Annotated in this window: 20 protein-coding genes; 11 read left to right on the forward strand and 9 right to left on the reverse strand. The window is 71.3% G+C overall.

Annotated elements, in window-relative coordinates; all coding sequences use genetic code 11:
- Together A6A08_RS20550 and A6A08_RS20555 are read left to right on the forward strand one after the other, a co-directional pair.
- Complete coding sequence (locus A6A08_RS20550) at positions 1–909, forward strand: ABC transporter ATP-binding protein (protein ID WP_073704255.1); 909 nt, start codon at positions 1–3, stop codon at positions 907–909.
- Positions 910–1,540: 631 nt separating this feature from the next.
- Positions 1,541–1,744: a cold-shock protein gene (locus A6A08_RS20555; protein WP_073704256.1), complete on the forward strand. Its 204-nt coding sequence runs from the start codon at positions 1,541–1,543 to the stop codon at positions 1,742–1,744.
- Between the two features lie 92 nt (positions 1,745–1,836).
- Here the strand turns inward: A6A08_RS20555 and A6A08_RS20560 are convergent, their stop codons facing one another.
- The 7 genes from A6A08_RS20560 to A6A08_RS20590 form a co-directional block, all read right to left on the reverse strand.
- A complete protein-coding gene (locus A6A08_RS20560) occupies positions 1,837–3,405 on the reverse strand; it encodes a glycerol-3-phosphate dehydrogenase/oxidase (RefSeq protein WP_073704257.1) in 1,569 nt (522 codons plus the stop codon).
- A 374-nt stretch (positions 3,406–3,779) separates the two neighbouring features.
- Positions 3,780–4,529, reverse strand: coding sequence for an MIP/aquaporin family protein (locus A6A08_RS20565; RefSeq protein WP_073704258.1), 750 nt, complete (start codon positions 4,527–4,529; stop codon positions 3,780–3,782).
- A gap of 219 nt (positions 4,530–4,748) precedes the next feature.
- On the reverse strand, positions 4,749–6,248 hold the full coding sequence (gene glpK / locus A6A08_RS20570; protein ID WP_073704259.1) for a glycerol kinase GlpK: 1,500 nt from the start codon (positions 6,246–6,248) through the stop codon (positions 4,749–4,751).
- A 251-nt stretch (positions 6,249–6,499) separates the two neighbouring features.
- Positions 6,500–7,291 carry an IclR family transcriptional regulator gene (locus A6A08_RS20575; protein ID WP_073704260.1) on the reverse strand — a complete coding sequence of 264 codons (792 nt, stop codon included), beginning with the start codon at positions 7,289–7,291 and terminating at the stop codon, positions 6,500–6,502.
- 147 nt (positions 7,292–7,438) lie between these two features.
- Complete coding sequence (locus tag A6A08_RS20580) at positions 7,439–8,443, reverse strand: low specificity L-threonine aldolase (RefSeq protein ID WP_073704261.1); 1,005 nt, start codon at positions 8,441–8,443, stop codon at positions 7,439–7,441.
- 94 nt (positions 8,444–8,537) lie between these two features.
- Complete coding sequence (locus A6A08_RS20585; protein WP_073704262.1) at positions 8,538–8,993, reverse strand: MarR family winged helix-turn-helix transcriptional regulator; 456 nt, start codon at positions 8,991–8,993, stop codon at positions 8,538–8,540.
- Positions 8,994–8,995: 2 nt separating this feature from the next.
- Positions 8,996–9,628, reverse strand: coding sequence for a DJ-1/PfpI family protein (locus tag A6A08_RS20590; protein ID WP_073704263.1), 633 nt, complete (start codon positions 9,626–9,628; stop codon positions 8,996–8,998).
- Positions 9,629–9,853: 225 nt separating this feature from the next.
- Here A6A08_RS20590 and A6A08_RS28920 point away from each other — a divergent pair, with 225 nt between their 5' ends.
- Together A6A08_RS28920 and A6A08_RS20605 are read left to right on the forward strand one after the other, a co-directional pair.
- Entirely contained in the window at positions 9,854–10,510 is a 657-nt protein-coding gene (locus A6A08_RS28920) for a caspase family protein (protein WP_242422745.1), read from the forward strand.
- A gap of 225 nt (positions 10,511–10,735) precedes the next feature.
- Positions 10,736–12,112 (forward strand): GntP family permease, encoded by a 1,377-nt coding sequence (locus A6A08_RS20605; RefSeq protein WP_073704264.1) that lies wholly within the window; start codon positions 10,736–10,738, stop codon positions 12,110–12,112.
- A gap of 32 nt (positions 12,113–12,144) precedes the next feature.
- Here the strand turns inward: A6A08_RS20605 and A6A08_RS20610 are convergent, their stop codons facing one another.
- A complete protein-coding gene (locus A6A08_RS20610) occupies positions 12,145–12,870 on the reverse strand; it encodes a FadR/GntR family transcriptional regulator (RefSeq protein WP_073704265.1) in 726 nt (241 codons plus the stop codon).
- 139 nt (positions 12,871–13,009) lie between these two features.
- Here A6A08_RS20610 and A6A08_RS20615 point away from each other — a divergent pair, with 139 nt between their 5' ends.
- Together A6A08_RS20615 and A6A08_RS28925 are read left to right on the forward strand one after the other, a co-directional pair.
- Complete coding sequence (locus A6A08_RS20615) at positions 13,010–13,540, forward strand: gluconokinase (protein WP_073704266.1); 531 nt, start codon at positions 13,010–13,012, stop codon at positions 13,538–13,540.
- A gap of 100 nt (positions 13,541–13,640) precedes the next feature.
- Entirely contained in the window at positions 13,641–14,315 is a 675-nt protein-coding gene (locus A6A08_RS28925; RefSeq protein WP_242422746.1) for a hypothetical protein, read from the forward strand.
- 28 nt (positions 14,316–14,343) lie between these two features.
- Here A6A08_RS28925 and A6A08_RS20625 read toward each other — a convergent pair whose 3' ends face one another.
- A complete protein-coding gene (locus A6A08_RS20625) occupies positions 14,344–14,757 on the reverse strand; it encodes a hypothetical protein (protein ID WP_073704267.1) in 414 nt (137 codons plus the stop codon).
- Between the two features lie 338 nt (positions 14,758–15,095).
- Between A6A08_RS20625 and A6A08_RS20630 the strand changes: the two genes are divergently transcribed.
- From A6A08_RS20630 to A6A08_RS20650, 5 genes are all read left to right on the forward strand, one after another.
- Complete coding sequence (locus A6A08_RS20630; protein WP_073704268.1) at positions 15,096–16,763, forward strand: ABC transporter substrate-binding protein; 1,668 nt, start codon at positions 15,096–15,098, stop codon at positions 16,761–16,763.
- Between the two features lie 168 nt (positions 16,764–16,931).
- On the forward strand, positions 16,932–17,936 hold the full coding sequence (locus A6A08_RS20635) for an ABC transporter permease (RefSeq protein WP_073704269.1): 1,005 nt from the start codon (positions 16,932–16,934) through the stop codon (positions 17,934–17,936).
- Positions 17,936–18,997: an ABC transporter permease gene (locus tag A6A08_RS20640; RefSeq protein WP_073704396.1), complete on the forward strand. Its 1,062-nt coding sequence runs from the start codon at positions 17,936–17,938 to the stop codon at positions 18,995–18,997. Before A6A08_RS20635 ends, A6A08_RS20640 begins: the two co-directional genes overlap by 1 nt.
- Positions 18,998–18,999: 2 nt before the next feature.
- Positions 19,000–20,121 (forward strand): ABC transporter ATP-binding protein, encoded by a 1,122-nt coding sequence (locus A6A08_RS20645; protein WP_073704270.1) that lies wholly within the window; start codon positions 19,000–19,002, stop codon positions 20,119–20,121.
- Positions 20,118–21,224, forward strand: coding sequence for an ABC transporter ATP-binding protein (locus tag A6A08_RS20650; protein ID WP_073704271.1), 1,107 nt, complete (start codon positions 20,118–20,120; stop codon positions 21,222–21,224). The genes A6A08_RS20645 and A6A08_RS20650 overlap by 4 nt, the downstream gene beginning before the upstream one ends.
- Positions 21,225–21,235: the final 11 nt, after the last annotated feature.

The following is a 21,235-nucleotide window of genomic DNA, read 5'->3' on the forward strand; positions in this document are numbered from 1 at the left end:
GTGCTGGAACTCAGCCACGTGCACAAGGTGTACAGGGTGGGCGCGTTCGGCGGTGGCCGCCTGCGCGCCGTACGCGACGTCAGCCTGACGGTGGAGCCGGGCGAGGTCGTCTCGCTGATCGGTGAGAGCGGCAGCGGCAAGAGCACCATCGGCAAGATGGTGCTGGGCCTGTTCAGGCCCTCCGCCGGACGGATCACCTTCGAGGGCACCGACATCACCACGATCCGGGGCCACGCCGCGCGCAAGGAGTACTACCGAAGGGTGCAGGGGGTCTTCCAGGACCCGTTCAGCTGCTTCAACCCGATCTTCAAGGCCGACCGGGTCTTCGAGATGGTCCGCAGCTCCTACTTCCCGCGGACGTCGGACGCGGTCTGGAAGGACAAGGTGCTGGACGCGCTGGCCACGGTGCGCCTGGACCCGGGCAACGTCCTCGGCAAGTACCCGCACCAGCTCAGCGGCGGCCAGCTGCAGCGGCTGCTGATCGCGCGGGCGCTGCTGCTGGACATCAAGCTGCTGGTGGCCGACGAGATCATCAGCATGTTGGACGCCTCCACGCGTATCGACGTGCTGAACCTGCTCGCCGACCTCAAGGAGCGCGGGCTCGGCATCCTGTTCGTCACCCACGACCTGTCGCTGGGCAACTACGTCAGCGACAAGTCGGTGATCCTGCGCAAGGGCGCCATCGCGGAGATGGGGCCGACGGCCAGGGTGTTCGACAACCCGCTGCACCCCTACAGCCGTCACCTGCTCTCCTGCGTGCCGCAGCTGCACCGCACCTGGGCCGAGGTCGACGCCGAACTGGAGGCGAACCCGCCCGAGGACGTCACGCTGCCGACGGCGGACGACGGGGAGTCGGCACCGCTCATCGAGGCCGAGGAGAACCACTTCGTGGGGATCGACCAGGGCTGAGGTCCCTGCCTTCCCCCGCCCGGCGCCCGTCCACCCCCCGCGGGCGCCTCGGCTTTTCCGCGATCCTCTCCGTGAGCGCGGTAGCGGCCGCCGAAAGGCGGAAATTCGACGCCCGAACCCGGGAGTATGGTCCGGATTCGCGGGCGGGTGTGCGGGTTCGGGTGCTCTTGCGGGCGCTGTCCCGAACGCCGCCGGACCCGGCCCGCGTCCCGGCCGCCGGACGCCGCCCCGGCGGCACTCCGCCCGGGGGCCGCGCGCCCTTTCGATCACGGCCGGTGCGCGCCCGCCCCGGGGGAGGACGCGGGCGTACGCGTCCTGACGTGCGCGAACGGCACGCCGGTACCCGCGGTGTGAACAGAGGGTGACATCGGCGTGGCCATCACGTGCGTCACACGCGTACCCCGTTCGCTCCGCGAGTATTCCTCGGCGTGACGTGCGTGTTGCCACACCGAGATCCTTCGCCGGGGCGTCCGGCTGTGGTAAGTTCGAAGAAGATTGTTAGTCGTTGAATTTCGCAGTTGGTGTCTTGCCCGCGGAGTTTGTGACCGGCGGGCGGTTTCTCTTGGAGTCGGCTCGCGGCAATTTTCGGACGTGAGTATGCGTCCGTGTACACCGAGCTGAAGGAGAAAACATGGCTCAGGGAACTGTGAAGTGGTTCAACGGCGAGAAGGGCTTCGGCTTCATCTCCCCCGACGACGGTGGCCCCGACGCCTTCGTTCACTACAGCGCGATCCAGGGTAGCGGCTTCCGCAACCTCGAGGAGAACCAGCGCGTGGAGTTCGACGTCGTCGCCGGCACGCGCGGCCCGCAGGCCGAGAACGTCGTCGCCATCTAGGACGTAGACGTCGCAGAACGCCCCGGAAGGCAGAGCCTCCCGGGGCGTTCGCGTGTGCCGGGGCCTCCGGGGCCGCGGCGCCCCGCGGGGGCTCACACCCCCAGCAGGGCCTCGGTACGCCGGCGCACCTCCGGGGTGTCCAGGCCGCGCACGGTCACGGTGGTGCGGCGGCGCAGCACGTCGTCCGCGGTCACCGCCCACTCGTGGTCCCGGGCGAACACCACCTGCGCCCAGATGTCGGGGCCGTCGGGGTGGATGCGCTCGCCCAGCTCCGGCTCCTCGCGCACCAGCGCCGCGATGTCCATCGCCAGGCTGCCGTAGTGCGACGCCAGGTGCCGGGACACCAGCGGGTCCATCCGGGCGCCGGGAGCACGGTCGATGATCAGCCGCTGGGTCACCGCGTCCGGGCTGGCCAGGCCGGGCAGCGGTACCGTCCGCAGAGGGTCGGCCATGTCCTCGGCCAGCGGTACCGCGCTCACCCGGCGCAGCTCCTCCAGGACGGTCCGGCCGATGTGCCGGTAGGTCGTCCACTTGCCGCCCGCCACAGAGAGCATTCCGCCCCGGCCCTGGCTGACCACGGTCTCCCGCTTGGCCGCGCTGGTGCCGCCGGGTCCTCCGGGCAGGACGCGCAGGCCCGCGAACGAGTAGTCGACGTGGGAGGCGTCCAGGTAGGGGGCGTCGATGCCCAGCTCCGCCTCGCCCAGGATCTGGTCGACGTCCGAGGGCAGCACCGACACATCGGCCGGGTCGCCGGTGTACTCCTCGTCGGTGGTGCCCAGGAGCAGCCTGCCCTCCCACGGGATGGCGAACGACACCCGGTACTTGTCCACGGGGATGGTCAGCGCGGCACGCCACGGCTCCGGGGTGCGCAGCACCAGGTGGGCGCCCTTGGACAGCCGGACGCTGGGTGAGGCGGACGGGTCCTCCATGCGGCGCAGCCGGTCCACCCACGGGCCGGTGGCGTTGAGGACCACCCGCGCGTCGATCCCGAACTCGCCGCCGTCGACGCGGTCGCGCAGGTCGGCGCCGCTGACCCGGCCCCGGGTGGTGCGCAGGCCCGCGACCTCGGCGTGGTTGAGGACCACGGCCCCGGCGTCCACGGCGGCGCGCACGGTCATGACGGCCATCCGGCTGTCGTTCATCTGGTGGTCGCTGTAGGCGGCCACCGACCGGAGGCCGTCGGTGCGCAGGCCGGGGGCGAGCCGCCGCGCCTGGGCGGGCGAGAGCAGGCGGCCCACGCCGTCGCCGAAGGCCGACAGGGCCGAGTACAGGAAGACCCCGGCGCCCATCTTCGCCGCGCCGTGCGGACCGCCGGAGTAGACGGGGACCAGGAACGGCATGTGGTTGACCAGGTGCGGCGCCACGTCCGAGGCCAGGGAGCGGCGCTCGCGGTGGTTCTCCGCGACCAGGCGCACCTGGCCGCTCTGGAGGTAGCGCAGGCCGCCGTGCACCAGCTTGGAGGAGGCGCTGGAGGTGGCGCCGGCGAAGTCCCCGGCGTCGACCATGGCCACGCGCAGACCCGCCTGGGTGGCGGTCCAGGCGACGGAGGTGCCGAGGATGCCGCCGCCGATGACCAGGAGGTCGAAGGTCCCCCGGGTGAGCTCGTCCCGGGTGCGGGAGCGCGCGGAGGCGGTGCGGTTCGGGGTGGCGTGGGTGGTCATGGCTGGTGCTCCGTCCGTTCGGAGGGATGGCGGGGGTCTCGCGTGCAGCTGAACGGGCTCCGCGTTTCAGGCGAGTACCGGTCACATAATACGACAATGCCGAACGCTAGTGAAGAAGGAGGGGTGGTCTGGCTCCGCTGGGGGTCCCATGTCGAGATTCTGGTGGAGGAACGAGCGCTCTAGAGTTGCTGAGGGGATGCATGTGAACACATGGTGCGTAAGAGGTGCGGCATTGTCGAACGTCATGTGTTCATGAGCCGAAGCGGTCGCCCGCCGGTCTCCCCGCGCCACGGGGGACGGCGGGGAGGGGTACCCGACAGGGTGAGGGCGCCCGGCGAACACGCCGGGCGCCCTGGGTGGCGCGGGGGGACGGATCAGGCTCCGAAGCCGGTCAGCCGCCAGATCCACGCGCCGATCACACCGCCCACCAGCGGTGCCACCACGGGGAGCCAGGCGTAGCCCCAGCCGGACGGGCCCTTGCCCGGGATGGGCAGCAGCGCGTGCGCGATGCGCGGACCCAGGTCGCGGGCCGGGTTGATGGCGTATCCCGTCGGACCGCCCAGCGACAGTCCGATCGCCAGCACCAGCAGACCGATCAGCAGTGGTGCGAGGCCGTTGGTGAACAGGCCGCTCAGGTCGACGCCGTCGACGGAGACGTACCCCGAGTTCGAGCCGATGCCCAGCACACCCAGGAGCAGCATCGCGGTACCGATGACCTCGGTGACGAAGTTGGCGACCGTGCTGCGGATGGCCGGGCCGGTGCTGAACACGCCCAGCTTCGTCTCCGGATCCTCGGTCACCTTCCAGTGCGGGAGGTAGGCCAGGTAGACGAGGACGGCGCCGGTGAAGGCGCCGGCCATCTGGGCCAGCACGTAGCCGGGCACCTGGGTCCAGTCGAACTCGCCGATGCTGGCCAGGCCGAGTGTGACCGCCGGGTTGATGTGGGCGCCGCTGGTGGCGCCGACGACGTAGACGGCTATCGCGACCGCCATGCCCCAGCCGAAGGTGACGACGATCCAGCCGCCGTCGAGGGCCTTGGACCGTGCGAGTGAGACACCGGCGACGACGCCGCAGCCGAGCAGTGTCAGGATCGCCGTGCCGATGAACTCTGCCAGATACACCATGGGGACCTCCGCCCCGTGAGGGGGAAACAGGGTCACGGGGGGTCTCATCCTCCGGTGCGGACCGAGGGGTCGGGGCACAGGAGGGATAATCAGACACACCCGTCACAGGGATGGGATGGGGCGGGGCGCGTTCGGCGCCCCGCGGGCCGCTCCCAGGGGCCGAAGGTGGCAGCCGGGGCCCCTGGGAGTCGGTCGTTCGGTGGGGGTGTGCGCCCCGCGCTACTCGCCGTCCTCGTGCTCGACCCAGTCCAGGGTGCGGCGCACGGCCTTGTTCCAGTTGTGGTACTCGCGCTCGCGGACGGCGGGATCCATCTTCGGGGTCCACTCGGCCGCCTTGTGCCAGTTGACGCGCAGGGTCTCCACGTCGGGCCAGTAGCCCACCGCCAGGCCGGCGGCGTAGGCGGCGCCCAGGCAGGTGGTCTCGGCGACCATCGGCCGGACGACCTCGGTGTCGAGCACGTCGGAGAGGATCTGCATGAGCAGGTTGTCGGCGGTCATGCCGCCGTCCACCTTCAGCGTGGTCGTCTCCGTCGGCGCGTCGGCGTTCATCGCGTCGACGACCTCGCGGGTCTGCCAGGCGGTCGCCTCCAGGACCGCGCGCGCGATGTGGCCCTTGTTGACGTAGCCGGTCAGGCCCGCCATGACGCCGCGCGCGTCGCTGCGCCAGTGCGGGGCGAACAGGCCGGAGAAGGCGGGCACGATGTAGCAGCCGCCGTTGTCCTCCACGGTGCGGGCGAGCGTCTCGATCTCCGGCGCGGTGGAGATCAGGCCCAGGTTGTCGCGCAGCCACTGCACCAGGGACCCGGTGACGGCGATGGAGCCCTCCAGGGCGTACACGGCCGGCTCGTCGCCGAGCTTGTAGCCCAGGGTGGTGAGCAGGCCGTTCTCGGAGGTCACCGGCTCGGTGCCGGTGTTCATGACCAGGAAGGTCCCGGTGCCGTAGGTGCCCTTGACGTCGCCGGGGTCGAAGCAGGTCTGGCCGAACAGGGCGGCGTGCTGGTCGCCGAGCGCGGACGCGACGGGGGTTCCGGCCAGGTGGCCGCGGGCCTCGCCGTAGACCTCCGAGGACGAGCGGATCTCGGGAAGGATGCCCGCGGGGATGCCCATGGCGTCCAGGATCTCGGGGTCCCACTGCAGGGTGGACAGGTTCATCAGCATGGTGCGGCTGGCGTTGGTCACGTCGGTGACGTGGCGGCCGGTCAGCTTCCAGATGATCCAGGTGTCCATGGTGCCGAACAGGACCTCGCCGCGTTCGGCGCGCCCGCGGAGGCCGTCGACGTTGTCGAGCAGCCAGCGCAGCTTGGGGCCGGAGAAGTAGGTGGCCAGCGGCAGCCCGCACTTCTCCCGGAAGCGGTCCTGCCCGGCCTCGCCGCCGAGCTCGCGGACCAGGCCGTCGGTGCGGGTGTCCTGCCAGACGATGGCGTTGTGGACGGGCACGCCGGTCTCGCGGTCCCAGACCAGGGTGGTCTCGCGCTGGTTGGTGATGCCGACGGCGGCGATCTGGTCGGGGGTGATCTCGTTCTTGACGAGGGACTCCCGGATGACCACCTCCACGTTGGCCCAGATCTCCTCGGCATCGTGTTCGACCCATCCGGGCTTGGGAAAGATCTGCCTGTGCTCGCGTTGGTCGACCGAGACGATACGTCCGTCGCGGTCGAAGAGGATGCAGCGGCTCGACGTGGTGCCCTGGTCGATCGCGGCGACGTACTGCTGACTCATCGGGTGCTCGCCTTCAGGGTGGGGAGGGCTCGGGACGGGGCCGCACGGACGTGGATCCGGTTATACCCGCACGTTGTACGACATTGACGTATGATTAGGCGTTAGTTTCATCCGTCTTTCCTTCCCATGTCAAGGCCGTGTGACCCAATCGTGTCGCGTGCGTCACGTCGTCCGTCGGGCAACGGTGCCAGGGAAGGGGGAGTGTGCGGAAGCCGCCGCGCTGGAGTGGCGCGGCGAAGGGGGCGGGGGCCTCAGTACGGCGTGGCGCCGAGCTCACGGGAGATGGCGCGGGCGGCGTCGCGCACGTAGGAGACCTGCTCCATGTCGGGCTTGCCCCCGTCCTCGCGCAGGCGCTCGACCGCGCCGCGGATCCCGATGGCGCCGACCGTGGTGCCGCGCCGGTCCCGGATGGGCGCGGCGACGGACACCTCGCCGTCCACGAGTTCCTCGGCCTCCCAGGCCCAGCCGTTGTCCCGCACCTCGTCCAGCTGCCGCTCCAGCGCGGCGGGGGAGGTGACGGTGTGCCGGGTGAAGGAGGTCAGGAACGCGGCCCCGCCGGCCTCGGCGGCGGCCGGGTCCTCCTCCGGGGCGGCCAGGGGGTCGAAGGCCATGAGCACCTTGCCGATGGCCGTGGCGTGCAGGGGCAGGAGGGCGCCCACGTCGAGGGTCTGCTGGGAGGCGTCCGGGCGGAACACGTGGTGCACCACGAGTACCTGGTGCTTGTGCAGCGTGCCGATCCGCACGCTCTCGCCGCTGCGCGAGGCCAGGCTGTCCGCCCAGTTCAGGGCGCGCGTGCGCAGCTCGTTGCCGTCCAGGTAGCGGGTGCCGAGGCTGAGCATGCCCCCACCCAGGCGGTAGTGCCCCGACTCGGGGTCCTGCTCGACGAAGCCGACGTGCTGGAGGGTGCGCAGGATACCGAGGGCGGTGCCCTTGGGCAGTTCCAGGGACCGGGAGATCTCCGCCAGGCTCAGCCCCCGGGCGCCGGTGGCCAGGATCCGCAGGATGGACGCCGCGCGTTCGATCGACTGGATTCTTCCCGGCATTGCGGTGCTACCACTCTCTAGTACGACAATGTCATACGCGCATGCTACTACGCGATGTGACGCGCGGCATGTCCCGGTCGGCGGCGGCGCGGGCGGTCGGCGCAGTCTAGCCGTCGGCCACCGCGCTGACCTGCGCGGCCGTGGGGGTCACAGTTCCACGGCGGCCTTGGCCACCTTCCGGGCGGCTTCCTCGACGTCGCGGTCGGTGGTCTCCAGGTGCACCACCAGGCGGACCGCGTCGCCGATCCCCAGCCCCGCGACCCCGTGCCGCGCGAAGGCCTCGGCGTAGCGGGCCCCCTGCCCGGCCGGCGCCTGCACCAGCACCATGTTGGTCCGCGCCCGTGCGTCCAGTCCCGACAGCTCGGTGACCAACCGGGCCAGCTCGGCGGCGCGCTCGTGGTCCTGCACCATCCGCTCCCGGTGGTGGCGCAGCGCGTACAGGGCCCCGGCGGCGATGATGCCGGCCTGGCGCATTCCCGCGCCGAGCATCTTGCGCCCGCGCCGGGCCCGCAGCACCGTGTCGGCGTCCCCCGCCAGCGCCGAGCCCACGGGGGCGCCCAGACCCTTGGAGAAGCACACCGACACGGTGTCGAACCCGTCGGCGACCTCGGAGGGCTCCGCCCCGAGGGCGGCGGCCGCGTTCCACAGCCGTGCCCCGTCCAGGTGGGCGCGCAGCCCGTGCCGGTGGGCGAAGCCGGTCACGCGCCGCTGCTCGGCCAGGGGCACCACCCGGCCGGTGAAGGTGTTCTCCAGCCACACCAGGGCGGGCTCGGCCCGGTGGATGTCGCCCCGGCCCGCGATCCACGACTCCAGCAGCTCCTCGGGCGGGGCGGTCCCGTCCGAGTACAGGCGCGGCAGCGCCCGCGACAGCACCGCAGTGGCGCCCTGCTCGTCCCCGATGAGGTGGTGGTGCTCGTGCGCCCACACCTCCTCGCCGCTGCGGGTGGACACGTACAGGCCCAGCTGGTTGGCCATGTGCCCGGAGGGCACGTACAGCGCGGCCTCCTTGCCCAGCAGCCCGGCGGTCTCCTCCTCCAGCTCACGCACGGTCGGGTCCTCACCCCAGACGTCGTCGCCGACCTCGGCCTCGGCCATGGCCCTGCGCATGGCCGGGGTGGGGCGGGTGACGGTGTCGGAGCGCAGGTCGATCATGGCGGCTTCCTCCTCGTGGGACGTGTGCCCGGCCGGCCTCGGAAAGGGCGGGGCCGCGGAGACGGAGCACACCACCGACGATACTGCCCGCGACTCACCCGCCTCCGATCCGGTCCAGGGCGCGCGAGAGCCGGCGCAGCGTGTCCAGTGCGCGTGCGGTGTCCTTCTCCCCGAGCTCGGCCACCAGGGCCTCGGCCACCCGGCTGTGGTCGGGATCGATCCGGCGCAGGGCCGCCAGGCCCCGCCCGGTGGGCGCGAGCAGCTTGGCCCGGCTGTGCGCGGGGTTGGGGTGGTACTCGGCCAGCCCCTGCTCCACCAGCAGGTCGGCGATGCGCTGCACGCTCTGCCGGGTGGTGCCGAAGCGGCGCGCGACCGCCGACACCGGCAGGGGCTCGTCGGTCACCGCGCCGAGCACCTGCCAGCGCGCGGCCGTCAGACCGGCGGTGCGGGCCAGGTCCTCGGCCACGGAGAGGAATTGGCCGTTGAGGCGGAAGACGGTGAGCGCGGCCCCGGTGAGCAGCTCGGAGTGACTCTCCTCGGACTGCGCCATCCTCAGGCCCCCTCCAGCAGAACGTGGTAGGCGCCCGGGTCGTGCTCGGCGTGCAGCCGGTACCAGGCGTCGAGGACGCGGGGCGTGTAGAGGTCCAGGGCCGCGAAGATCTCCCGGGCGAACTCCAGGGGGGCGGTGGGCCCGGCGGTGATGAGCCCGTCGTCGGTGACCGCGAGGGCGGAGCGGTAGCGGCCGGTGCCGGCGTAACCGGTGGACAGCAGGTACTCGGGTGCGGCGCTGGTGTGGTCGCGGTAGTCGAGCAGGCCCTCGCGGGCGAGCCCGGCGGTGGCGCCGCAGATGGCGGCGACCGGCACTCCGGCGTCGAGCCAGATCCCCGCGGCCGAGGCGAAGGGGGAGAGGGACTCGGGGTCGGTGTCCCAGCCGTCGGCGCCGGGCAGGATCAGCATCGCGCTGGAGGAGGGCTTGAGCTGGGGGAGGGTGATGTCCGGCAGGATGGTCAGCCCCCCGGCGGTCGTGACGGGGGCACCGGTGAGGCCGACGGTCACCACGTCGTAGCGGCCGGGGTCGCGCTGCCAGTCGCCGTTGCGGACGGTGGCGACGGCGTGCCCGATCTCCCAGTCGGCGAGCTGGTCGTAGACGGCGAGGTGGACGGTCTTCCTGGTGTCTGCGTTCATGGCAGCATGCTGTCAAAATGACAGCGTACTGTCAATGCGGAAGGGGAATGGACCGCGAAGGTGCCCAATGTGTCTTATGGGACCCATTCGGGCATATGCGCTGCACCAAAGGCCTGGGGCGCCGGAGCGCACACAGGCATAATGGATCAGGTAGTGCCCGTCGTGCTTTTTCGGGCCTTCTGCGAGCGCATAACCTCTCGTGAAGAAAACCGAGAGGTTGCCCCCTTGCCGAGTGAAACCGGCCGCCGCATCTTCCTTGCCATCGGTGTTTCCAGGTGCCAGCACCTGTCCCGGGAGGAGCAGCTGCCCGGCGTGGGAGACGATGTGCGCACTGTCCGGAACCTGTTCACGGGTTTCGGTTACGCGCCCGTTCTGGAAGGGATCGGCGACTACGGGAGCGCCAACGATATCCGTGAGAAGGTCCGGCGCTGGATGGCCGATGTCGAACCGGGCGAAGAGGATGTCGTCGTCCTGTATTTCGCGGGACACGGACACGCGCCCGACCGGGACCGGCACCACCTCTGCTGCTGGGACACCCGGGAGGAGACCCCGGCGGCGACCGCCCCGGCCACCGAGGACCTGGTCCGGATCCTGTGCGAGGGGCGGCTGCGGCGGCTGCTGCTCGTCCTGGACACCTGCGCGGCCTGGTCGCCTGGATGCCGTCTGCCGGAGGCGGGGCGGGGGGTACGCCCGCCGATGGTGCGGGTGTGGACCAACGTCGCCGACCGGCGCGACGTCGTCGCCCTGGCCAAGGAGCTCGCCCCGCTGTTCGGCGACGTGGTGGACCTGCCGGTGGGCAACGGTCCCAGGGCCCACGACGCCTCCCCCTATCTCACGTCCGAGGAGGTGGGACGGGCGGTGGCCGCCGCGCTCGCGTACTGACGCCCCGGAACGCGGCCGACCGTGGCGCACATCACCTCGTCCCGGAAGCCGCCCGGAATCCGGGTCTCCCAGTGACCCAGGTCTCGCGGGCGTAACAGAACGGAACGGCGACGTTCACAGAAGCTCACAAATGGTATTACCATTCTCGGAGCCTGCCCCCAGAGCAGGTCGGGCTCGCGCTCCGGCGCGACCCCGCACCACCGCACACCGACGGAAGGCTCCGGCGTGGAGAACTTCGAACCCGTCTACGGAACGGGCCCCCTCCTCGGAATCGCTGCGGGCGCCATCGCCCTCCTGCTGTTCCTGATCATCCGCCTCAGACTGCACGCGTTCGTCGCGCTCATCCTGGTCAGCGTCCTGACCGCACTCGCGGCCGGTATCCCCGTGTCCGGGGTGGTGCCCACCCTCCTGGACGGCTTCGGCGGGACCCTGGCCAGCGTCGCCCTGCTCGTGGGCCTCGGTGTGATGATCGGTCGCCTGCTGGAGATCACCGGCGGCGCCGCCGTCCTCGCCGGTGTGCTGATCAGGGCCTTCGGCGAGAGGCGGGCGCCCCTGGCACTAGGCGTGGCCTCGCTGCTCTTCGGCTTCCCGATCTTCTTCGACGCCGGCCTCATCGTCATGCTGCCGATCGTCTTCAGCGTGGCCCGCCGCGTCGGCGGTTCCGTGCTCATGTACGCCCTGCCCACGGCGGGCGCCTTCGCGGTCATGCACGCCTTCGTGCCCCCGCACCCCGGGCCGGTCACCGCCGCCGTCGAGATCGGCGCCGACATGGGCCTGACCCTGCTCGTCGGCCTCCTCCTGGCCATCCCCACCTGGTACCTGGCCAGCTACCTGTTCGGCCTGTGGTCGGGCCGCAAGTGGGAGCTCCCGGTTCCCGAGGACATCATGTCCGACGGCACCGTCAAGCACGAGAACCCCCCGAGCCTGGGTACCGTCCTGGCCATCCTCCTGCTGCCGATGCTGCTGATCTTCGCCAACACCGGCGTGAGCACCCTGGTCTCCGTCGGCACCCTTCCCGAGGGCGCCCTGTGGGTGCAGAGCCTCCAGCTGATCGGCCAGACCCCGATCGCACTGCTCATCACCGTGCTCTTCGCGATGGTCGTGCTCAGCAGCGGCCGCTTCACCCGCCAGCGGGTGGAGGAGATCGTCGGCGGTGCGCTCGGCCCGGTCTGCGCGATCATCCTCATCACCGGCGCGGGCGGCATGTTCGGCGGTGTGCTGCAGGCCAGCGGTATCGGCGGCGCCCTCGCCGCCACCCTGGAGTCCACCGGCCTGCCGGTGATCGTGGCCGCCTTCGTCATCGCGCTCGCGCTGCGTGTGGCCCAGGGGTCGGCGACCGTCGCCCTCACCACGGCGGCCGGACTCATCGCCCCGGCCGTGCAGGCCTCCTCGGGCCTGTCCGCGATCGACCTGGCCCTGGTCGTCATCGCGATCGCCTCCGGCGCCACCGCCCTGTCGCACGTCAACGACTCCGGGTTCTGGCTGGTCGGCCGTTTCCTGGGTATGGACGTCAAGACCACACTCAAGACCTGGACCGTCATGGAGACCCTGATCGGCTTCATCGGGTTCGGGCTCGCGTTCGGCCTCAGCCTGGTGCTGTGACGCGGGGGCGGGCGGTGGCCCCGCCCGCCCCTTCAGAGCGCGGTCCGCGCACTCCGGTCGCCGTCCGGCTCCTCCAGGGCGACGGCCACCTCGGTGACGATGGAGCGCATCGCTGCCTCGGCGACGTCGGGGAGGCCGTCCCGGATGGCCTGGGCCACGGCCTTGTGCAGCCGGAGCGCCTCGGGGCGCGGGCTGCTCGGCATCAGGTGGTAGGAGGTGCGTCCGACCAGGACCTCCGACACCACCTGGGCCAGGCCGACGAACATCTCGTTTTCGGACAGCTCCAGGATGCGGCGATGGAAGGTGATGTCCAGCTCAAGGAAGGTCTCCAGATCACCGGCGCGGCCGGTGCGGACCATCTGCTCGGCGACCACCACCAGCTGGGCCCGCTCCTCGGCGCCGCCCCGCTCCGCGGCGAGGGCGGCGGCGCCGGGTTCCACGGCGGCGCGCAGCTCGTTGAGGGAGCGCAGCTGCTCCATCCGCCGGGGCCCTGCCAGGCGCCAGCGGATCAGCTGGGGGTCGAAGACGCTCCAGTCCCTGCGGGGGCGCACGCGGATACCGGTGCGGGGGCGGCTGACCACCAGCCGCATGGACTCCAGGACGCGGACGGCCTCGCGCGCCACGGTCCGGGAGACGCCGAAGTCCTGTTCGAGGCCCTGGAGGGTGAAGGTGTGGCCGGTCGCGTACTCGTCTGCGGCGATGGCGGGCCCGAGCACCGCCAGCACCCGGTTGTGCAGCGTGCGGTGGTCAGTGCCCATCGTTCTCCTCGCGCTCCGGGACCTTCCCGATCCGGCCACAATCGGCCGGGGGTCAGGCTGCAGCCTAGCCGGATTGATTGATATCACTATTAATGGTGGCGCTTGCGGCCGCGCAGGGGCACCACGACACGGAGAAACCATGCATTTCGTCTTCATGGGCGTCTCGGGCAGCGGAAAGACCACCGTCGCCAAGGGCGTGGCCGAGCAGCTCGGACTCCCCTTCGCCGAGGCCGACGACTTCCATCCCCAGACCAACATCGACAAGATGGCGGTGGGGGTCCCCCTGACCGACCACGACCGCTGGCCCTGGCTGCGCAAGCTGGCCGGGTGGATCGCCGAGCACGACGCCCGCGGTGTGTCCACGGCCATGGCGTGCTCCGCCCTCAGGCACAGCTACCGGGACGTTCTGCGCCAGGGCGCTCCCGGGGTGCACTTCCTGCACATGCACGGCGGCTTCGAGGTGATCTGGGAGCGCATCGAGGCGCGCCAAGACCACTTCATGCCGCCCGCGCTGCTGGAGTCGCAGTTCGAGACCCTCGAACCGCTCGGCCCCGACGAACCGGGCCGGGAGTTCGACGTGCGCGACGACATCGGGACGATCACCGGGCAGGCCCTGGAGTACGTGGGGCGGCGGCTGGGATCGGTGCGCACCCCCGCCGCCGGGGACTGAAGGCCCCGCGGGCGGCGGGCACGTCACCGTCGGATCACCATTCGCACGCGGGTTCGCAGGAACCTTGCACGGGCGCGCTCGGCACGCGACCCTGTTCGTCATGCAAGATTCCGTTTCGTCCCCCGTGGCGTCCCCCGAGGAGACCTCCGCCGCGTCCGCCGAGGGGTCTTCGGAGGCCTCCTCCGAGGCGCCCGTCGAAGAGTCCTCGCGAGCGTCCTCCGAAACGCCCTCCGCGGCGCGTTCCGTGACGTCCTCCACGGCGGCCGCGGCGACGACCGCCGTGAAGGCCGCCGCGGGGACCATAGCGACGGCCGCCCTCCGGTTCCTCCGCTCGGCCCCGTCCCTGGCCATGGGCCTCGTGGCGGTGCGCCGACCCGGCGTGCGCCCCCCGCTGGACGTCCGGCAGACCTGTGTCCTGATGCTCGCCGTGCTGCCCGCCTACGGGCTGCTCGCCTACCTGGCCTGGGAGCGGGCGGGCTCCGGCCTGCCCGAGAGCTTCGCGGACGACCTGGACACCCTGATGGTCTGCGCCGCCCTGGCGGGCCTCGCCCCGGCGCTCCTGGCCCTGCCGGTGCGCCGCGGCGGCCACGTCCTGTGGCGCACCGCCCAGGTCGTGGCCGTGGCCGCGCTGGGCGTCGCCCTGTCCGCGCTGTACATGGCCGCGCGGCTGGCGGACACCCCGCTGCTGCTGGCCGGAGCCCTCGTGGCGGCCGCCGCCATCGTCGTGAACATCGCGCTGTGGAGTACCGAGGTCCGCCGCTGGTGCGGCCTGTAGGGCCGCGTCGGCGCCGCTCCCGGCCCGGCTACCGGTCGTCGTCCTCGTCCTCCTCGCCGTCGGCGATGGCGTGCAGCCGTGCCAGGCACTCGCCGCCGTCCTCCCCGTGGCGCCCGAGGTAGATCTCGCGCGCCTCGTCGGCGATGTCGGCCGACTCGTCCTCGAACCCGTAGTCGGCGAGGTCGTCCAGCAGGTCCAGGAGCCGGTGCAGGGCGTCGTCACCGGAGTCCCCGGCGGTCTCCCCCGGCACATGGTCGGCCACGCCGGCGAGGACGACGGTGCGCGCCCCGTCCACGGCGCTCTCGGATCCGGCCGCGGCGGTCAGCCGGATCCGGGTGATGGGGTCCTCGTCGGCGACCAGCATGAGCTGTTCGGCCAGCCAGGTGGACTCCTGGCCTTCGAGGAACGCGGTCAGCGCCGCGTCGTCAAGGGGTGTGGTCATCCGCAGATCATAGGACGGGCGGGGCCCGCCGACGACATCGGAGCCCGGAAACCGTAAACGGACACCGGGTCGGAAACATTTATTCATCCCATGACGGGATAATTTGTGCTCCATTGCGCGGGAGTACCGCGCACAAAACAACGGGGGTGTTGCCCGAGAGGTTTCCGTGGTAGAGCGATCCGTTCGACATGTCGTAAGCGAAAATGTGCCTATGGATCACGGCACAGATGTGAAACGGTTGTATTAATACCCAGCCGTCTACCTTCACAGTCGCTCGCGACGCGGTCTAGGGTCCACTCAATCGTTCCAGGGCCCACGCCCCCACATTGAGGTGGACCATGTTCGCGAAGTCTTCCCGAAAGCCGCTGGCCCTCCTGGCCACCGCGGCGGCGCTCACGCTGGTGGCCACGGCGTGCGCGGAGAGCACCCGAGACGACGGCGGCACCGACGAGTCGGAGCCGTTCGTCTTCGCCTCCGCAGGCGACATCAAGACCCTCGACCCCTTCCTCACCAGCGACGGGGAGACCTTCCGCTACAGCCGGCAGGTCTTCGAGACCCTCCTGGAGCACGAGTCGGGCGGAAGCGAGATCGTCGGCGGACTGGCCGAGGAGTGGGAGCAGTCCGAGGACGGCACCGAATGGACCTTCGAACTGCGTGAGGGCGTGCTGTTCCACGACGGCGACGAACTCGACGCCGAGGCGGTCTGCGCCAACTTCGAACGGTGGTACAACCTCTCGGGCGGTTACCAGAGCTCGAACAACTCCTATTACTGGCAGTCGATCTTCGGCGGTTTCGCGGAGAACGAGAGCGAGGACATCCCCGAGCCCCGGTTCGTCTCCTGCGAGGCCCCGGAGGAACTGACCGCGGTCATCACGATCGACGAGTACTCCTCGGTCTTCCCGGGTGGTTTCAGCCTCGCCGCGTTCGGCATCATGAGCCCCAGCACCCTGGAGGCCGTCGCCGACCAGGAGATCACCGGCGAGGAGGGCAACTACACCCTGCCCGAGTACAGCCAGACGGCCGGGACGGTCGCGGGCACCGGTCCGTTCACCGTCGAGGAGTGGGACCACGACCAGGCCGAGGTGACCCTCAAGCGCTTCGACGACTACTGGGGCGACTCCGCGGGCTTCGAGACGATGATCCTGCGCGCCATCCCCGACGAGACCGCCCGCCGCCAGGCGCTGGAGGCCGGTGACATCCACGGCTACGACCTGGTCGCGCCCGCCGACGTGGAACCCCTGACCGAGGCCGACTTCCAGGTGCCCACCCGCGACGTGTTCAACGTCCTGTACATGGCCTACCAGCAGGAGGCCGACGAGGCCCTCGCCGACCTGGAGGTGCGCCAGGCCCTCGCGCACGCCGTGGACCGCCAGCGCATCGTCGACACGATCCTCCCCGAGGGCGGTGAGGTCGCGACGCAGTTCCACCCCGACACCCTCGACGGCTGGTCCCCGGACGTGCAGACCTACGAGTACGACCCCGAACGGGCCGAGGAGATGCTGGCCGACGCCGGGCAGGAGGACCTGACCCTGGAGTTCTGCTACCCGACCGACGTCACCCGCCCCTACATGCCCGCGCCGCGCGACATCTTCGACGTCATCGCCTCGGACCTGGAGGCGGTCGGCGTCACCGTGGAGCCGGTCACCTACGAGTGGACCGAGTACATCCCCAAGACCAACTCCGGCGAGTGCCCGCTGTACCTGCTCGGCTGGACCGGCGACTACAACGACGCCTACAACTTCATCGGCACCTGGTTCTCCGGCTACAACAGCGAGTTCGGCTTCCGTGACGAGGACCTGTTCGCGGCCATGGAGGAGGCGAGCAGCAACCCGAACGACGAGGAGCGAGTCGCCGCCTACCAGGACCTGAACGAGCAGATCATGGACATCCTGCCGGGGCTGCCCATCTCCAGCTCCCCGCCGTCCATCGCCTTCGCCGAGAACGTCAACCCGCCCAACGTCAGCCCGCTGACCCAGGAGAACTTCGCCGAGGCCTCCTGGAAGTAGCCTGACCCGCTCCCCGGACGGGGAGAGGGAGGGCCCGACCGGCCCGACACGGCCGGTCGGGCCCGTGCACTGCCCGGGGGCGGACCCCCGCACCCCCGAACTCCCCGCCCCACCCCGGCGGGGACGCTTCGCGTCCATCGTTTCCACCACTGGCGAAAGGCGGCGAAGGTGCTGCGATTCATCGTCAGGCGTCTCCTCCAGCTGATCCCGACACTGGGCGGCCTGTCGATCCTGCTGTTCGTCTGGCTGCAACGGCTGCCGGGCGGACCGGAGTACGCCCTCCTCCCCGACGACGCGACGGCCGAACAGCGCGCCGCGCTGCGGCGGTCCCTGGGCCTGGACGAGCCGATCACGGTCCAGTACCTGGCCTTCCTGCGCCGTATCGTCCAAGGCGACCTCGGTACCTCGCTCGGTACCGGGCGGCCGGTCACCGAGGAGTTCTTCACACGCTTTCCGGCCACGTTCGAACTGGGCGTCACCGCGATGCTGATCGCGGTCTCCGTGGGCGTCCCCCTCGGCTATCTCGCCGCGCGCAGGCGGGGGACCGTGCTGGACTTCGCCGCCGTCGGCGGTTCGCTGCTGGGCATCTGCACGCCGGTGTTCTTCCTCGCCTTCATCCTGAAGGTGGTCTTCGCCGAGCGCCTCGGCCTGTTCCCCTCGGCCTTTCGGCTCTCGCCCGGCATGAGCCGCACCGACCTCACCGGCTTCGTCGTCCTGGACGGCCTCAGGACCGGGGAGTTCGACGTGGTGTGGGACGCCCTGCTCCACCTGGCGCTGCCCGGGCTCGCCCTGGCCTCGATCCCGCTCGCCGTGATCGTCCGCATGACCCGCGCCAGCGTCCTGGAGGTGCTCGGCGAGGACTACGTGCGCACCGCCAACGCCAAGGGGCTGCACCGCAACACCGTGCGCACCCGCCACGTGATGCGCAACGCCATGCTCCCCGTGGTGACCGCCGTCGGCCTGCTCACCGGAAGCCTGTTCGCCGGGGCGGTGCTCACCGAGAGCGTCTTCGCCTTCCCCGGCATCGGCTCCTTCGTCTACGCCGCCACGCAGGGGCGCGACTACCCGGTGCTCACCGGGTTCATCCTGCTCATCGCCACCATGTACGTGCTCATCAACCTTCTGGTGGACATCTCCTACAGCCTCCTCGACCCGAGAGTGCGGGCCCAGTGATGCCGACGACACCGAGCTCCCAGAACCGGTCCGAGCCCGGGAACGGCCCGGAGCACACGGACACCCCGGAGAACACGGACGCCCGGGACGGGCACGCGCCCCTCCTCGGACGCAGGGCGGCCAGGATCGACCGTCTGGCCGAGCTCATGGGCCGCCAGGAGGAGAGCGACCACGGCGCCGGGGTCTGGCGGACCGCGTTCGCCCGCATGCGCCGCAGCCCCATGGCCATCAGCGGGGCCGTCATCGTCGTGGTGTTCCTGGTCGTGGCGCTGTTCGCCCCGCTCATCGCCCCCTACAGCCCCACGTCCCAGGCCTGGGGCGCGGAGGTCTTCCCCAACCGCAACGTGTTCGTCGGCCCGCGCGCCGAGAACTGGCTCGGCCTGGACAACCTCGGCCGCGACCAGTTCTCCCGCATGGTGATCGGAGCCCGGCAGACCCTCCTGGTCGGCGTGGTCGCCACGCTGGTCGGCTTCGGAGTCGGCGCGCTGCTCGGCGGTGCCGCGGGCGCCGCGTCGGTCCTGGGCGGGCGGTGGGGACGCCAGGTCGACAACCTCGTCATGCGCGTCATCGACATGATGCTGGCGCTGCCCACCCTGCTGCTCGCGGTCACCATCGCCGCCCTCGTCGGCTCCAGCCTCACCACGGTCATGATCGCGGTCGGTGTCGCCCAGGTCCCGATCTTCGCGCGCCTGCTGCGGGGCGCGATGCTCTCCCAGGGCAGCCGCGACTACGTGCTGGCCGCCCGCGCGCTGGGCGTGCGCAAGCACAGGATCGCGCTCACGCACATCCTGCCGAACTCGCTCGGCCCGGTGATCGTGCAGTCCACGCTCACCCTGGCCACCGCCATCATCGACGCGGCGGCCCTGTCCTACCTGGGTCTGGGCAACCCGGACCCGTCCTTCCCCGAGTGGGGCACGATGCTCGCCGACGCCCAGCGGTTCCTGTCCAGCGCACCGCAGCTGGCCGTGTACCCGGCACTGGCCATCATCGTCACCGCCCTGGGCTTCACCCTGCTGGGTGAGGCGATGCGGGAAGCGCTCGACCCCAAGCTGAGGAAGTGACCATGAGTTCCAGCACGCCGCTCCTGGCGGTGGACGGGCTGTCCGTGGTGTTCCGCGGACGCGGCTCCGACGAGGTGCGGGCCGTGGACGGGGTGTCCTTCACCCTGGAGGAGGGACGGGTGACCGGCCTGGTCGGCGAGTCCGGCTGCGGTAAGAGCGTCACCTCGCTCGCCCTCATGGGCCTGCTCCCCGACCGGGGGGTGGAGGTCGGCGGCAGCGCCGTCATGCGGCTGCCCGAGGGCCCGGCCGACCTCCTGAGGCTGCCGCAGCGGCGCATGCGCGACCTGCGCGGCTCGCAGATGGCGATGATCTTCCAGGATCCGCTCAGCTCCCTCAACCCCGTGGTGCCCATCGGCCGCCAGGTCACCGAGATCCTGCGCAGGCACCGGGGCATGCGCGGACCGGCCGCCGAGAAGGAGGCCGCCGAACTGCTGCACCGGGTGGGCATCCCCGACCCGGGGCGGCGTCTGCGCGAGTACCCGCACCAGCTGTCGGGAGGCATGCGCCAGCGCGCACTCATCGCCATGGCGGTGGCCTGCCGTCCCCGGGTGATGATCGCCGACGAGCCCACCACCGCCCTGGACGTCACCATCCAGGCGCAGATCCTGGAACTGCTCAGGGACCTGGTCACCGAGGAGGGCACCGCCCTGCTGATGATCACCCACGACCTGGGCGTGGTCGCCGGGCTGTGCGACGACATCAACGTCCTGTACGCGGGCCGTGCGGTGGAGAAGGCGCCCCGCGCGCCGCTCTTCGCCGGCCCCACCCACCCCTACACGGTCGGCCTGCTGGGCTCCATCCCCCGGTTGGACGCACCGCGCGGCGAGCCGCTCACCCCCATCCGGGGATCGATCAACGACAACATCGCCTGGACGCAGGGGTGCGCGTTCGCCCCCCGCTGCGACCACTACACGATGGAGTGCCTGCAGGGGCCGCCCGAGCTGGTGGCGGCGGGCGCCGCCGCCGGGACGCGGACCCGCGGACCGGACGGCGGTTCCGGCGGGGAACCCGTCGCCGAACACGTGCACCGGTGCGTGAACCCCCTCCGCGGTACGGACACGGCGGACCGGTCCGCGCCGGAGGGCCCGGCCGCGGCCGGCGAAGACGAGGAGGCGCAGGGATGAGCCTGCTGCGGATCAACGACCTCAAGGTGCACTTCCCCATCAAGCGGGGGGTGCTCTTCGACCGCACCATCGGCCACGTGCGCGCGGTCGACGGCGTGAGCCTGCAGATCCGGAGGGGCCAGACCTACGGCCTGGTCGGAGAGTCCGGGTGCGGCAAGACCACCCTGGGCCGGGCCGTGCTGCGGCTGGTGGACATCACCGGGGGCGAGGTGCTCTTCGACGGCCGGGACCTGGCCGGGCTGGACAGCGAGTCGATGCGCCGCGAGCGCAAGAACCTGCAGATGGTGTTCCAGGACCCGCTGGGCAGCCTCAACCCCCGGCAGGACGTCGGTTCCATCCTCCTGGAGGGGCTGCAGACCCACGGGATCGGCGGACCCGCCGAGGGGGAGGGCCCGCCGGAGGGGAGGCGGCGGCGCGCCCTGGTGCTGGAGGACCAGCGCAGGCGCGTGGTCGACGCCCTGGAGAGGGTGGGCCTGTCGGCGAAGGCTCTCACCCGCTACCCGCACGAGTTCTCCGGAGGGCAGCGCCAGCGCATCGGCATCGCCCGCGCCCTGGTGCTGGAGCCCGACCTGATCATCTGCGACGAGCCGGTGTCGGCGCTGGACGTGTCGATCCAGGCCCAGGTGCTCAACCTGCTGGAGGAGCTGCAGCGGGAGCTGGGGCTGACCTACCTGGTGATCGCGCACGACCTGGCGGTGGTCCGCCATGTCAGCGACGTGGTCGGGGTGATGTACCTGGGCGGGCTGGTGGAGGAGGCCTCCGGCGACGAGCTGTACGAGACGCCGATGCACCCGTACACGCGGTCGCTGATGTCGGCGGTGCCCGTCCCGGACCCGCAGGTGGAGGACTCCCGCGAGCGCATCCTGCTCGCCGGGGACCTGCCCTCGCCCGCCGACCCGCCGACGGGGTGCCGGTTCCACACCCGCTGCCCGTGGCGGCAGGAGGAGCGGTGCGACACCGAGCGGCCCGAACTGCGCCCGGTGGAGGGCGCCGCGGAGGGCGGTACCCACCGCGTGGCCTGCCACTACGCCGAGCAGATCCTCTCCGGGCAGATCCGCCCCAACGAGGAGGCGGCCGGGCGCATCGTGCACGGCGCCGACTGAGCCGGCCCGGC

Origin of the sequence: Nocardiopsis sp. TSRI0078, assembly GCF_001905145.1 — a bacterium.
Lineage (GTDB): Bacteria > Actinomycetota > Actinomycetes > Streptosporangiales > Streptosporangiaceae > Nocardiopsis.

Excerpts from the sequence above, each read along its gene's own strand:
- A6A08_RS20615 (WP_073704266.1), top strand. The coding sequence starts at position 13,010 with ATGCATTTCGTCTTCATGGGCGTCTCGGGCAGCGGAAAGACCACCGTC.
- A6A08_RS20585 (WP_073704262.1), bottom strand. The coding sequence starts at position 8,993 with ATGGCGCAGTCCGAGGAGAGTCACTCCGAGCTGCTCACCGGGGCCGCG.
- A6A08_RS20630 (WP_073704268.1), top strand. The coding sequence starts at position 15,096 with ATGTTCGCGAAGTCTTCCCGAAAGCCGCTGGCCCTCCTGGCCACCGCG.
- A6A08_RS20640 (WP_073704396.1), top strand. The coding sequence starts at position 17,936 with ATGCCGACGACACCGAGCTCCCAGAACCGGTCCGAGCCCGGGAACGGC.
- A6A08_RS20650 (WP_073704271.1), top strand. The coding sequence starts at position 20,118 with ATGAGCCTGCTGCGGATCAACGACCTCAAGGTGCACTTCCCCATCAAG.
- glpK (WP_073704259.1), bottom strand. The coding sequence starts at position 6,248 with ATGAGTCAGCAGTACGTCGCCGCGATCGACCAGGGCACCACGTCGAGC.
- A6A08_RS20625 (WP_073704267.1), bottom strand. The coding sequence starts at position 14,757 with ATGACCACACCCCTTGACGACGCGGCGCTGACCGCGTTCCTCGAAGGC.
- A6A08_RS20575 (WP_073704260.1), bottom strand. The coding sequence starts at position 7,291 with ATGCCGGGAAGAATCCAGTCGATCGAACGCGCGGCGTCCATCCTGCGG.
- A6A08_RS28925 (WP_242422746.1), top strand. The coding sequence starts at position 13,641 with ATGCAAGATTCCGTTTCGTCCCCCGTGGCGTCCCCCGAGGAGACCTCC.
- A6A08_RS20555 (WP_073704256.1), top strand. The coding sequence starts at position 1,541 with ATGGCTCAGGGAACTGTGAAGTGGTTCAACGGCGAGAAGGGCTTCGGC.
- A6A08_RS20645 (WP_073704270.1), top strand. The coding sequence starts at position 19,000 with ATGAGTTCCAGCACGCCGCTCCTGGCGGTGGACGGGCTGTCCGTGGTG.
- A6A08_RS20610 (WP_073704265.1), bottom strand. The coding sequence starts at position 12,870 with ATGGGCACTGACCACCGCACGCTGCACAACCGGGTGCTGGCGGTGCTC.
- A6A08_RS20565 (WP_073704258.1), bottom strand. The coding sequence starts at position 4,529 with ATGGTGTATCTGGCAGAGTTCATCGGCACGGCGATCCTGACACTGCTC.
- A6A08_RS20560 (WP_073704257.1), bottom strand. The coding sequence starts at position 3,405 with ATGACCACCCACGCCACCCCGAACCGCACCGCCTCCGCGCGCTCCCGC.
- A6A08_RS20590 (WP_073704263.1), bottom strand. The coding sequence starts at position 9,628 with ATGAACGCAGACACCAGGAAGACCGTCCACCTCGCCGTCTACGACCAG.
- A6A08_RS20580 (WP_073704261.1), bottom strand. The coding sequence starts at position 8,443 with ATGATCGACCTGCGCTCCGACACCGTCACCCGCCCCACCCCGGCCATG.